This window comes from Pseudomonas typographi (assembly GCF_014694385.1).
GTDB classification, from domain to species: Bacteria; Pseudomonadota; Gammaproteobacteria; order Pseudomonadales; family Pseudomonadaceae; genus Aquipseudomonas; species Aquipseudomonas typographi.
In genome coordinates this window covers 129436-141883 of record NZ_JAAOCA010000007.1, presented here as the reverse complement: position 1 = coordinate 141883, position 12448 = coordinate 129436, and the positions used below count along the sequence as shown (strand labels likewise).

Sequence of the window (12448 nt, the reverse complement as noted above, 5' to 3'; positions counted from 1 at the left end):
TCCTGCGGCTCAACCCAGGAACAACTGGTAGGCCGGGTTATCGGTTTCGTCCCAGAAGGGATAGCCAATTTCCTCGAGCGCCGCCAGCACCTGCTCACGCTCCTGCGGCGGCACTTGCAACCCGGCGACCACCCGGCCATCGGCGGCGCCGTGGTTGCGGTAGTGGAACATCGAGATGTTCCAGCGCCCACCAAGCTTGTTGAGGAAGTTGAACAACGCGCCGGGGCGTTCGGGGAATTCGAAGCGCAGCACCCGCTCGTGGCTGACCTTGACCGCGTGCCCCCCCACCATGTGGCGAATATGCAACTTGGCCAGTTCATTGTCGGTGAGGTCTTGTACCGGGAAGCCCTGGCTGCGCAGGCTGGCAACCAAGGCGCTGCGCGGGTCGGTGTCTGGGTGGGTTTGCACCCCCACGAAGATGTGCGCCTCGTGGCCAGTATGGTAGCGGTAGTTGAATTCGGTGATCTGCCGCTTGCCCACCGCTTCGCAGAAGGCCTTGAAGCTGCCGGGCCGCTCGGGGATGGTTACAGCGATGATCGCTTCACGGCCCTCGCCCAGTTCGGCACGCTCCGCTACATGGCGCAGGCGGTCGAAGTTCACGTTGGCGCCGGAGTCGATCGCCACCAGCGTTTGCCCGGTTACGCCGCGCGACTCCACGTACTTCTTGATCCCGGCCACGCCCAGCGCACCGGCCGGTTCGGTGATCGAGCGGGTGTCGTCGTAGATGTCCTTGATCGCGGCGCAGATTTCATCGGTGCTCACGGTGATGACTTCGTCTACGTAATGTTTGCAGATATCAAAGGTATGCTCGCCCACCTGCGCCACCGCAACGCCATCGGCGAACAAGCCCACCTGCGGCAGAATCACCCGCTCGCCCGCCGCCAAGGCGGCCTGCAGGCAGTTTGAGTCGTCGGGCTCGACCCCGATCACTTTCACCTCCGGGCGCAGGTACTTCACGTAAGCGGCGATGCCCGCCACCAGCCCGCCGCCGCCCACCGGGACGAAAATCGCGTCCAGCGGGCCCTGGTGCTGGCGCAGGATCTCCATCGCCACGGTGCCTTGCCCGGCAATGGTGTCGGGATCATCGTAGGGGTGCACGTACACGTAGCCCTTTTCGGCGACCAGCTTGAGCGAGTAAGCCAGCGCTTCAGGAAACGAATCGCCATGCAACACCACCTTGGCACCACGCGATCGCACACCCTCGACCTTGATCTCGGGCGTGGTCTTGGGCATCACGATGGTCGCCTTGACGCCCATCTCGCGGGCGGCCAATGCCAACCCCTGGGCGTGGTTGCCCGCTGAGGCGGTGACGACGCCACGAGCACGTTGGGCTTCGGGCAACTGCGCCAGCTTGTTATAGGCACCGCGCACCTTGAAGGAGAACACCGGCTGGAGGTCTTCGCGCTTGAGCAGAATGCGGTTGCCCAAACGCGCGGTCAGTTGCCCGGCAAGCTGAAGGGGCGTTTCCACGGCAACGTCGTACACGCGCGAGTTGAGGATCTTTTTTACGTACTGTTCAAGCATCGGGGCACGTCACCGCTGGCGAAAGGCAAGGCCGCGAGTCTACCAGCCGAGGCGAAAGCTTGCAGCGCCGCACGCTGCTATAATGCGCGCCCGTTTTGTTATCCCGTGACGCTTTCGGAGCGCCCGCACCATGACCCAAGACCAACTCAAACAGGCCGTGGCCCAGGCCGCCGTGGACTTTATCCTGCCCAAGCTCAGCGACAAAAGCATCGTTGGTGTGGGTACCGGCTCCACCGCGAACTGCTTCATCGATGCCCTGGCCCGGCACAAAGGCGCCTTCGACGGCGCAGTGGCCAGTTCCGAAGCCACCGCGGCACGCCTGAAAAGCCATGGCATTGCGGTGTACGAGCTCAACACGGTGGGCGACCTGGAATTCTACGTCGACGGCGCCGACCAGAGCGATGAGCGGCTTCACCTGATCAAGGGCGGCGGCGCCGCGTTGACCCGCGAAAAAATCGTCGCGGCCGTGGCCCGCACGTTCATTTGCATTGCCGATGCCAGCAAGCTGGTGCCGGTGCTCGGCACCTTCCCGCTGCCGGTGGAAGTCATCCCGATGGCCCGCAGCCATGTGGCCCGCCAACTGGTGAAGCTCGGCGGCGACCCGGTGTACCGCGAGGGGGTGAAAACCGATAACGGCAACATCATCCTCGACGTTCACAACCTGCACATCATCGACCCCGTGGCGCTGGAACGCGACATCAATGCCATCGTTGGCGTAGTCACCAACGGCCTGTTCGCCGCGCGCCCGGCCGACCTGCTGTTGCTCGGTACCGAGCATGGCGTCAAGGCATTGAAGGCTTCCTGAACACGTAGAACAGGTTAGGCTCGCTGACCATGTACAGCGTGCCGCGCGCGTCCATCGCCATCCCTTCGGGCTGGGGCACGCTGTGTGCCAGCCCGGCTGAGCCTTTGCGCAGCGACAAAGTGCCAACTACCCGGCCCTCTGCATTCAGCTCCACCAACCGTAGCGACTCCTCAGACAGCGCCAGCAAATGGCCGGTCGCCTCGTCGAACAGCAGGCTGGAGAGGTCGCGCACGAACAACCGGGCATCGCGCTGAGGGTTTTCGACGATGTGCAGGCCGTCACTGTTCGGCTCGGCGAATCCGTCTATTTCATAGATGCGCATCGGGTCCCGCTCCTTGGCCACGTACAGGCGCTTGCCCTGGCTGTCGTAGGCCAGGCCTTCGAAACCCTTGTTGCCGTTAACCGCCAACCCCAGGCCCAATTGCTGGCCATCGCCGGCGTCCAGCACCTGGGTTTCGTCGTCGAAGGTCACCCGCACCAAGCGCTGCTGGCGCTCATCGCTGATGACCAGCACCCCTGGGCTGATGTACTCCACCGCCTCCGGGTCGCCAAAACCTCGCAGGGCGATGCGCCGCGACACCTCACCCTGCAGCGACAGTTCAACCAGTTCGGCATGCTTGTTGGTCACGGTCCATAACGTGTTGCGTTGGGTATCGTAGGTGAGAGCCGACACATCGGCGGCCAGCCCATCGATGGCCAAGCCCTGCACCTCTGCCCGGTAATAGGCCAAACCCAGCGCGCTCTTGGAGGTAAACCACCCGCTTTGAAGCTCGAACCAGGCCAGTTCGAACAGGCGTTGGCGCTGTGCGGCCGCGACCAACAGGGCCACGGCCAATACCGGCAGAACAACCCATGCAAAGTGCCTGAACCGAACGAGCATGGCGCGAACCTGAAAGGGAGACGGCCACATCTAATCATGAATGGCTGAAGCATGGCTTAACGGTGCTGCTATTTCGGAACCTTCTTGAAGCGATAGAACAAGTTGGGCTCGCTGACCATGTACAGCGTGCCTTGCTCGTCCAGCGCCACACCCTCGGCCTGCGGGATCGTCGCGCCGAGGCCATGGAAATGTGCCAGCAAGGCGATGTAGCTGAGCGGCTGGGCGTTATCGTCAAGTTCCACCAACAGGTGCGAATCCGCTGACAGCAACAACACATGCCCGGTGCGCGGGTCCACGGTCATCGCAGACAAGTTACGCAGGCCGAACGGCCGGCCTTGTATCGGCTGGGGCTGCGCCAGCAACGTACTACCATCGCCGTTCCAACTGGCCAGTTTGATCGGCCGCTCTTGGCCAAATAGCACCCGATGGTGGCGCGGGTCCCAGGCCACCGCCTCGGTGCCCTTGTTCTTTTGCTCGGCATCGCCCAACGGGAACTGGGGGAAATCGGCGATATTGAGCGCCGTGACGCCGGCGGGCGCGGTGACGATGGTCAGTAGTTGGCTGCGTTCGTCGGTGATCGCGATGTGGCCACCTTCGAGCACTGCCACCCCTTCAGGGTTGGTCCAGCCGTTCAGGGCGATCTTGCGCAGCACTTCGCCGTCCAGGCCCAGTTGCACCAGGAAGGGGTGCTTGCCCATCACGCTGTAAAGCGTTTTGCTGTCAGGGTCGTAGGCGAGGTCCGACGCTTCGTCGTCCTCCAACCCCGGCAGCCGTTTGGCGTCGATGTCTACGCGGTAACCGGGCAGCCATACCGCCTGGGCCTGCTCGGCAGGTGTTTCATGCCACTCCTGGAGCGACCAACGCAGGCGGTCATCCCAATGCAGCAGGTGCGCGACGATATACAGCACCAGCAGTACCAGCAAACCGGCGAACGCCCAAAGGCGGCGCGGCCAATGCGTGGCAGGGGAGGAGAAACGAGAGCGGGGCATATGGCACGTCCAAATTCAAGCGCGCGAGAAGCGCGCCATTATCCAGACGTGATGTGAAAAAAACGCTAAGCCCGTGCCGCCAAAAGGCTCAGGGTGCCAGCACCCGAGTTTCGGCGCGCACGGCGCCCGGCAACTCGATCACCAACTCATCGCCAGCGGCCAATGGCCCCACCCCGGCCGGGGTCCCGGTGAGGATCACATCGCCGGCCTGCAGCGAGAACTGCGCCGCCATGTACTGGATCATCGGCACGATCGGGTTCAACATCATGGCGCTGTTACCGTCCTGGCGAACCGTACCATTAAGGGTCAAGCGCACGGGGATGTCGGTAAAGTCGGCAAAGGTGCTTGCCGGTACGAACGGCGCCAACACACACGCGCCATCGAATGCCTTGGCCAGCTCCCACGGCAGGCCTTTTTCCTTCAGGCGTGACTGCACATCGCGCAAGGTCAGGTCCAGGGCCGGGGCGAAACCGGAAATGGCATCGACCACTTCCTCCTCGGTCGGGCGCGTTGACAACGGTTTGCCCAGCAACACGGCAATTTCGGTTTCATAATGCACCGAGCCGCGGTCGGCCGGCACGCTGAAGCCGCCTTCGGCCGGCACCACGCAACTGCCCGGCTTGATGAACAGCAGCGGCTCGCTGGGAACGGGGTTATTCAGTTCCTTGGCATGCTCGGCATAGTTACGGCCAATGCACACAACCTTGCCGAGGGGAAAGTGGATACGCGTACCATCGGCATATTGATGCTGGTAACTCATGAACGACTCCTGATAGGTGAAGCGGGCTAGCGCGTTCTTGCGAACTATTCATAGTCCGGCTGAGCAGCCTTCATGTGGTGAGGTGGCCGCTGGCCTCGGCGGCTATGCTAGCATACGCGCCCGCCTGGCTTGCTACAGCACCCTTGGCGGCCCCGTTTCTACTGCCATTTTCTCTCCGGAGCACAGGTTTAAGCAGATGAGCAAGACTTCTCTCGACAAGAGCAAGATCAAGTTCCTTCTTCTCGAAGGGGTTCACCAAAACGCCGTGGACACCCTCAAGGCGGCCGGTTACTCCAACATCGAGTACCTGACCGGCTCACTGCCGGAAGCGCAGCTCAAGGAAAAAATCGCCGACGCACACTTCATCGGTATTCGCTCGCGCACCCAACTGACGGCCGACGTGTTCGATTGCGCGAAAAAGCTGATCGCCGTGGGTTGCTTCTGCATTGGCACCAACCAGGTCGACCTGAACGCCGCCCGCGTGCGCGGCATCGCCGTGTTCAATGCGCCTTATTCGAACACCCGCTCGGTCGCCGAGCTGGTGCTGGGCGAAGCCATCCTGTTGCTGCGGGGTATCCCTGAGAAAAACGCGGCGTGCCATCGCGGCGGTTGGATCAAGAGCGCGGCCAACTCGTTCGAGATCCGTGGCAAGAAGCTTGGCATCGTCGGCTATGGCTCGATTGGTACGCAGTTGTCGGTACTTGCCGAAAGCCTCGGCATGCAGGTGTACTTCTACGACCCGCTGACCAAGCTGCCGCTGGGCAACGCCACCCAAGTGCCGACACTCAATGAGCTGTTGGGCCTGGCCGATATCGTTTCGCTGCATGTGCCCGAGTTACCGTCGACCCAATGGATAATCGGCGAGGAAGAAATCCGCTCGATGAAAAAGGGCAGTATCCTCATCAACGCTGCCCGCGGCACGGTGGTGCGCTTGGAAGCCCTGGCCCAGGCAATCAAAGACAAGCACGTGCTCGGCGCGGCCATCGACGTGTTCCCGGTCGAGCCGCGCTCCAACGATGACGTGTTCGAAAGCCCGCTGCGCGGCCTGGACAACGTGATCCTGACCCCGCACATCGGTGGCTCCACCGCTGAAGCACAGGCCAACATCGGCCTGGAAGTGGCTGAAAAACTGGTCAAGTACAGCGATAACGGCACCTCGGTATCGTCGGTGAACTTCCCCGAAGTGGCACTGCCGGCGCACCCAGGCAAGCACCGCCTGCTGCACATCCATCAGAACATCCCGGGCGTGCTCAGCGAGATCAACAAGGTGTTCGCCGAAAACGGCATCAACATCTCCGGGCAGTTCCTGCAAACCAACGAAACCGTGGGCTATGTGGTGATCGACATCGACGCCGAATACTCCGACCTCGCCCAGGCTAAGCTGCAGCAGATCAACGGCACCATTCGTTGCCGCGTGTTGTTCTAACCGGCGCCTGGCCGCCGGCCGGGCGCGGGCTGTAAGCCTCACGCGGCAAACCCAGTGGGCTTGCCGCTAGGCGTTCACGCTAGCCCTGCTGCAGGCGCTTCAACGCCTGCAGCGCCTGCTCAAGCTGGTGCTCGTTGAACACCAGCACCCCTTCGCGTCGTAGCAGCGCGGCCGCCACCCCTTCGCCAGCCACCCGGGTACCACTGAAGGTACCGTCATAGGTGTGCTCGTTACCGCAGGATGGGCTATTGGCCTTGAGCACCGCAATCCGAATGGCGTAGCGGCGTACCAGCTCCAGCGCAAGCCGGGCGCCAGCCACGAACGGCACGGTAACGTCTGCGCCGTCGCGGGCGATGACCCGCGCCTGCCCGGCGAGCACCTCGCTGCCTTGGCCGCCGGGGATTTCCGCCGGCGCCCGCGGGGTCGGCAAGCCACCGGCCACTTCCGGGCACACCGGCACTACCCGGCCTTCGGCCTGCCATTGCGCCAGCAACCCGTGGGGGCCGCTGGCGCCGCCGTCGTAGCGCACCTTATGGCCGAGCAGGCAGCGGCTTACCAGCACGCGCTCCATCAGAACGGCTCGCTGCCACGGCGGCGGAACCAGCCGGTGAGCGATAGCCGTTCTCGCTGCGCCGGCAGCACCTCGTGGGGCACTTCACCGGCGAGAAACACCACCAGGCAACCGCCGGTGGGGGTCACGTCGTAGGGGGTGCCCTGTGCACCCAGGTACAGGCGAAGTTGCCCGCCGTCGCCGGGCAGCCATGCCGGGTTCAGGTAAACCACCACCGACACCATGCGCCGGTCGTTGTCGCGAAAGCGATCGAGGTGGCGGGTGTAGAAGGCCCCCGGCGGGTACAGCGCAAAGTGGCACTCGAAATCTTCCAAGCCCAGGAACAGCCCACGGTTGAGCGCCTCGCGCAGGCTTTCCATCAGCGCCAGGTAGTGGTCGCAGCACTCGGCCCCGCCGGGGTCGACCCACTGGGTGAGGTCACCGCGGATACCCTGGCGCACCTGCGGCTCCAAGCCCCGGCCCACCGCCGCCGGCACCAGTTCGCCGGCACGCGAACGCCGGCGGCACTCCTGCGCCAGCGCAACGGTCAGAGCCTGCGTGAGAAAGACGTTCTGCTGTGACCAGCCGCGTTCGGCGAGGTCATCGACGATGCGAAGCAGCAGGGGGTGCTCGGGGGAGATAGCCATGGCGCGCATAGTATCCAGCCGCCACCGAAACCAACAGCGCCATTTGGCTGCAAATGCCTGGCGTGCGCGTTCGTCTCTCGACAAAGGCCGCTCAGCGCCCGGACAATAGCGCCCTGCCGACAGGAGTCCTACATGCGTCGCTTTTTTTTTCTACTGCTGATGTGCTGCGCCATGCCGGCTTGGGCAGACATTCACGATCAGTTGTATAAGGCTGCGGGCTGGCCCGACCAGCGAGCGCATTTCAACGACGCCCTCAAAGCCGCCCAGCAACGCTACCAAAATAGCCTGCCGCCGGCCGTGTTCCAGGCCCTGGTGAATAACAGCAACCAGCGTTTCGCCCCCCAAGCGATCGACCAACGCGCCGAAGCCCGGCTGCGGCAGAGCCTGGCGGACCCACAGCCGGCCTTGGCGTTTTTTCAGTCACCGCTGGGCCGTAAGGTGGTGGCGGCCGAACTGCTGGCCACCCGCCCCGATCAATTGGCGAAGAACGCCGGCGGCCTGCCCCATGTGCAAGCGTCCGATACCCGCCAGTTGCTCATCGGCCACCTCGCCCGTGCGCTGCCGGCACGCGAGGCTGGTGCCGAGGTAAGCCTGGCCATTGCCGGTGTGGCCGCCGACAGTTTGAGCTCGATGATCCCCGGCCTGTTAGGCGGTGCCTCCACCCAGAGCCTGCTGGATAACCAACGCGCCCGGCTGATGCAGCAAATTGGCACCGACCTGAATAACACCTTGCTGTACGTGTACCGCGACCTGTCGGATGCAGAGCTCGATGCCTTCGTGACGTTCGCCGAATCACCGCCAGGGCAGGCGTACTACCAAGCCGCGCTGGCGGCGGTAAAGGCAGGGTTGGCAGTGGGGCAAGCGAACCCCTGAAACACGCCGCCCAGGGCGGTTACAGGTACTGCTCTAAAAAGCTGAAATACTCGCTGCGCAGTGCCGGCAGCTCATTGGCCAAATGGTGCCGGGCCTGCGGCAGGCGCAACAGGCGCGGCGCAGCGAACTTGCCGTCGAGCACCTTGAGGTTGTGCCGCCAATCTACCGTTCGGTCCTGCTCGCCCTGCACAATCAGCGGGCTGCGTGCCGAACGTGGCGCGGCTTCGATGTAGCGTACCCATTTCACCAATGCACCCACCCAGGCAGTGGGTAACTGCAGCGGTTGCAGTGGGTCGGCCTGTAAAAACGGCAAAAAGCCCGGGTCGTTGCTGTTTTCGCTGAAGCGCCGGGCGATGCCTTTCACGAATGGCCGTAGCGCGTGATAGCTTACTTGCGACCAGCCCCACGCTCGTGGCCGCACCAAGGGCGCCAGCAATATGGTTTCGCCGTCCAACGGGCTGTCGGCTTGGTATAGCACGTGGTCGATGGCGATGGCGGCTCCGGTGCTCTGCCCCAGCACATGCCAAGGGTGCGGCAGGCCCAGGCGGCTGGCTTGTGCCAGCAGGCCCTGAAGCGTGGCTTGGTAATGGGCGAAGTCCGCAATGCTGGCCCGCGCACCGCTGGACAGCCCATGCCCCGGCAGGTCACAGGAAAGCACCGCCAACCCCCGGCCCAGCGCCCATTCGATCACATGCCGGTACAGCCCCATGTGGTCGTAGAACCCGTGCAGCAGCACCAGCGTGGCGCGTGGCCGAGGCGGCAGCCAGTATTGGGCAACCAGGTCGAAGCCGGCCGCTTGGTACAGCCCAAGGCCGCTTTCGAAAGCCATGCCACTGCGCGGCAGGTCCAACCCATAAAAGCGCTGGTACGCCTGCGCCTGGCGCGGCAACGGCTGCCCGGCCGCCAACACCGGCAGGCTGGCACGCAGGGCATCGTGTTGGAATTCGGCTGGCATAAAAAGGCCCGCATTACAGAACGTAGGTAGATGTTCTGTGACACGGGCCCGGCTGGCAAGGCCAGAATTAGGCCACGGTAGCTGGCGAACCGGCACGGCGTGGGTCCGGCTGGCCCGAGTTGGCAGCGGCATCCTCGATCGCGGCCTGGACTGCGCGGCGGCGGCGCACTTCAGCGCGGCGGGTGAAGAACCAGACCAAGAAGGTAAACAACGACACCACCAGCAGAATCAAGCTGGCGATGGCGTTGATCTCGGGTTTTACCCCCAAGCGTACTTGGGAGAACACTTCCATCGGTAGCGTGGTGGAGCCTGGCCCCGACACGAAACTGGCGAGCACCAGGTCATCCAGCGACAGCGCGAACGACATCATGCCGCCGGCCGCCAGCGACGGGGCGATCATCGGGATGGTGATCAGCAAAAATACCTTCCACGGCCGGGCGCCCAGGTCCATGGCGGCTTCTTCGATCGACATGTCCAACTCACGCAGGCGCGCCGAAACCACCACCGCCACGTATGACGAGCAGAACGTGGTATGGGCGATCCAGATCGTGACGATGCCCCGCTCCGCTGGCCAGCCCAGCAATTGCGCCATGGCCACGAACAACAACAACAGCGATAGGCCGGTGATCACCTCGGGCATGACCAACGGCGCGGTGACCAGCCCGCCGAACAACGTGCGCCCCTTGAAGCGGGTGATGCGGGTAAGCACGAACGCCGCCAGGGTGCCCAGCACCACCGCCGCAACGGCGGTATAAAGGGCGATTTCCAGCGAGCGGAACACCGCCGAAATCAGCTGATTGTTGTCGAGCAGGGCGATGTACCAGTTCACCGACCAGCCGCCCCATACCGTCACCAAGCGCGAGGCGTTGAACGAGTAGATCACCAGGATGACCATTGGCGCGTAGATGAAGATCAACCCCGCCCACAGCATGAAGGTCGAAAAACGAAAGCCGGTCTTCATGCCCTGCCCTCCAATTCCTTGGCCTGGCTACGGTTGAACAGCACGATCGGCACAATCAAGATCGCCAGCATCACCACCGCCAGGGCAGAGGCCACTGGCCAGTCACGGTTATTGAAGAACTCTTGCCAGAGCACCTTACCAATCATCAAGGTTTCCGGCCCGCCGAGCAGTTCAGGGATCACGAACTCGCCCACCACCGGGATGAACACCAACATGCAACCGGCGATGATGCCGTTTTTAGACAGCGGCACGGTGATTTTCCAGAAGCTGTTGAAGCGGCTGGAGCCGAGGTCAGACGAGGCCTCCAACAGGCTTTGGTCATGTTTGACCAAGTTGGCGAACAGCGGCAGGATCATGAACGGCAGGTAGGAATAGACGATACCGATGTACACCGCCAGGTTAGTGTTAAGAATCTGCAGCGGTTGGTCGATCACGCCAATGAACTGCAAGAAGCCGTTGAGCAAACCGTTGTTGCTGAGGATGCCCATCCACGCATACACACGGATCAGGATCGCCGTCCAGGTCGGCATCATGATCAGCAACAACAGCACGGTCTGGGTTTCCTTTTTGGCCACGGAAATCGCGTAGGCCATCGGGTAGCCAATCAACAGGCATAGCAAGGTGCTGATGAAGGCCATCTTCACCGAGCCGAAATAGGCGGCGAAATACAGGTCGTCGTCGCCCAGCAGCAGGTAGTTGGCGAGGTTCAAGGCAATGTCGATCTTGTCCTCGGCGAATTGAACCAGGTCGGTGTACGGGGGGATGGCCACGTCCGCTTCAGCGAAGCTGATTTTCAGCACGATGAAGAACGGCAGCATGAAGAACAGGAACAACCACAGGAACGGGATGCCGATCACCGCCTGCCGGCCGCCGGGCAAGTAGCGCTTGAGTTTGCTGGTTTTCATGAGCGCAGTACCACCCCGCTGTCGTCTTCCCACCACACGAAGACTTCGTCGTCCCAGGTTGGCCGCGCGCCACGGCGCTCGGCGTTAGCTACGAACGATTGTACGACCTTGCCACCGGTAAGCTTTACGTAGAACACCGAGTGGCCGCCCAGGTAGGCGATGTCGTGCACGGTGCCGCGCGCCCAGTTATATTCGGCGGCTGGCTGCTCGGTGGTCACCAGCAGTTTTTCCGGGCGCAGCGCGTAGGTCACGTTCTTGTCTTCGGCGGCGGTGGTCACACCATGGCCTACGTAGATCGGCCTCTCCAGTTCAGGGGTGGCGATCAGCGCATAGCCTTCCATGTCCTCGACCACTTGCCCGTCGAACAGGTTGACGTTACCGATGAACTCACACACCAGGCGGCTGGTGGGTGTTTCATAAATGTCCACGGGGCTGCCGATCTGGGCGATCCACCCCAAGTGCATGATGGCGATGCGCTGAGCCATGGTCATGGCTTCTTCTTGGTCGTGGGTCACCATCACGCAGGTCACGCCCACGCGCTCGATAATTTGCACCAACTCCAGTTGCATTTCCGAGCGTAGTTTCTTGTCCAGTGCGCCCATGGGCTCGTCAAGCAGCAGCAACTTGGGCCGCTTGGCCAGCGAGCGCGCCAGCGCCACCCGCTGGCGCTGGCCGCCGGAGAGCTGGTGCGGCTTTCGCTTGGCGTACTGGCTCATGTGCACCAGTTTGAGCATTTCGGCCACACGGGCATCGATTTCGGCGCCGGGCATTTTGTCTTGCTTCAGGCCGAAAGCGATGTTCTGCGCCACGGTCATGTGCGGGAACAGTGCGTAGGATTGGAACATCATGTTGATCGGCCGCTCGTAGGGCGGCAGGTCGGTAATGTCTACGCCATCGAGAAAAATCCGCCCTTCGGTCGGCCGTTCGAAGCCGGCCAGCATACGCAACAAGGTGGATTTTCCCGATCCGGAGCCCCCGAGCAAGGCGAAGATTTCCCCTTTGTTGATTTGCAGCGACACATCGTCCACCGCAATCGTCTCGTCGAACTTTTTCGTCACCCGATCGATCTTCACCAGCACCTGCTTGGGTTGCTGGCTGCCTTCGAGGGCTTTCTTATGGGCACTGGAGGCAACGGCCATTCACGAAACTCCCAACAATGGTTCAGCGCGCCCA

The 12448-nt window shown here is 62.7% G+C and carries 13 protein-coding genes; 3 read left to right on the top strand and 10 right to left on the bottom strand.

Annotation, left to right across the window (positions count from 1 at the left end; all coding sequences use genetic code 11):
- Nucleotides 1–9 precede the first annotated feature (9 nt).
- Nucleotides 10–1524: a threonine ammonia-lyase, biosynthetic gene (gene ilvA / locus HAQ05_RS07355; protein ID WP_190418940.1), complete on the bottom strand. Its 1515-nt coding sequence runs from the start codon at nt 1522–1524 to the stop codon at nt 10–12.
- Between the two features lie 130 nt (nt 1525–1654).
- Between ilvA and rpiA the strand changes: the two genes are divergently transcribed.
- A complete protein-coding gene (gene rpiA / locus HAQ05_RS07350) occupies nt 1655–2329 on the top strand; it encodes a ribose-5-phosphate isomerase RpiA (RefSeq protein ID WP_190418938.1) in 675 nt (224 codons plus the stop codon).
- Here rpiA and HAQ05_RS07345 read toward each other — a convergent pair.
- The 3 genes from HAQ05_RS07345 to HAQ05_RS07335 all read right to left on the bottom strand — a co-directional run bounded on the left by HAQ05_RS07345 (nt 2307) and on the right by HAQ05_RS07335 (nt 4958).
- On the bottom strand, nt 2307–3209 hold the full coding sequence (locus HAQ05_RS07345; RefSeq protein ID WP_190418936.1) for an SdiA-regulated domain-containing protein: 903 nt from the start codon (nt 3207–3209) through the stop codon (nt 2307–2309). The genes rpiA and HAQ05_RS07345 overlap by 23 nt on opposite strands.
- A gap of 68 nt (nt 3210–3277) precedes the next feature.
- A complete protein-coding gene (locus tag HAQ05_RS07340) occupies nt 3278–4198 on the bottom strand; it encodes an SdiA-regulated domain-containing protein (protein WP_190418934.1) in 921 nt (306 codons plus the stop codon).
- Nucleotides 4199–4286: 88 nt separating this feature from the next.
- A complete protein-coding gene (locus HAQ05_RS07335) occupies nt 4287–4958 on the bottom strand; it encodes a fumarylacetoacetate hydrolase family protein (protein WP_190418932.1) in 672 nt (223 codons plus the stop codon).
- A 196-nt stretch (nt 4959–5154) separates the two neighbouring features.
- Between HAQ05_RS07335 and serA the strand changes: the two genes are divergently transcribed.
- Nucleotides 5155–6384, top strand: a complete 1230-nt coding sequence (gene serA / locus HAQ05_RS07330) for a phosphoglycerate dehydrogenase (protein WP_190418930.1) — start codon at nt 5155–5157, stop codon at nt 6382–6384.
- 79 nt (nt 6385–6463) lie between these two features.
- Here the strand turns inward: serA and HAQ05_RS07325 are convergent, their stop codons facing one another.
- Both HAQ05_RS07325 and HAQ05_RS07320 read right to left on the bottom strand, forming a co-directional pair.
- The gene (locus tag HAQ05_RS07325; protein WP_190418928.1) at nt 6464–6955 is read right to left on the bottom strand and encodes a 2-thiouracil desulfurase family protein; all 492 of its coding nucleotides are present in this window, start codon (nt 6953–6955) and stop codon (nt 6464–6466) included.
- Entirely contained in the window at nt 6955–7590 is a 636-nt protein-coding gene (locus HAQ05_RS07320; protein ID WP_190418926.1) for a 2OG-Fe(II) oxygenase, read from the bottom strand. The genes HAQ05_RS07325 and HAQ05_RS07320 overlap by 1 nt, the downstream gene beginning before the upstream one ends.
- 123 nt (nt 7591–7713) lie before the next feature.
- Between HAQ05_RS07320 and HAQ05_RS07315 the strand changes: the two genes are divergently transcribed.
- Nucleotides 7714–8454 (top strand): DUF2059 domain-containing protein, encoded by a 741-nt coding sequence (locus HAQ05_RS07315; protein WP_190418924.1) that lies wholly within the window; start codon nt 7714–7716, stop codon nt 8452–8454.
- Nucleotides 8455–8473: 19 nt separating this feature from the next.
- Here HAQ05_RS07315 and bipL read toward each other — a convergent pair whose 3' ends face one another.
- The 4 genes from bipL to potA all read right to left on the bottom strand — a co-directional run bounded on the left by bipL (nt 8474) and on the right by potA (nt 12414).
- Entirely contained in the window at nt 8474–9409 is a 936-nt protein-coding gene (bipL, locus tag HAQ05_RS07310; protein ID WP_190418922.1) for a phospholipase BipL, read from the bottom strand.
- Nucleotides 9410–9476: 67 nt separating this feature from the next.
- On the bottom strand, nt 9477–10370 hold the full coding sequence (locus tag HAQ05_RS07305; protein ID WP_190418920.1) for an ABC transporter permease subunit: 894 nt from the start codon (nt 10368–10370) through the stop codon (nt 9477–9479).
- Nucleotides 10367–11248, bottom strand: a complete 882-nt coding sequence (locus tag HAQ05_RS07300; protein ID WP_190419061.1) for an ABC transporter permease subunit — start codon at nt 11246–11248, stop codon at nt 10367–10369. The genes HAQ05_RS07305 and HAQ05_RS07300 overlap by 4 nt, the downstream gene beginning before the upstream one ends.
- 23 nt (nt 11249–11271) lie before the next feature.
- Entirely contained in the window at nt 11272–12414 is a 1143-nt protein-coding gene (gene potA / locus HAQ05_RS07295; RefSeq protein ID WP_190418918.1) for a polyamine ABC transporter ATP-binding protein, read from the bottom strand.
- Between the last annotated feature and the right edge of the window lie 34 nt (nt 12415–12448).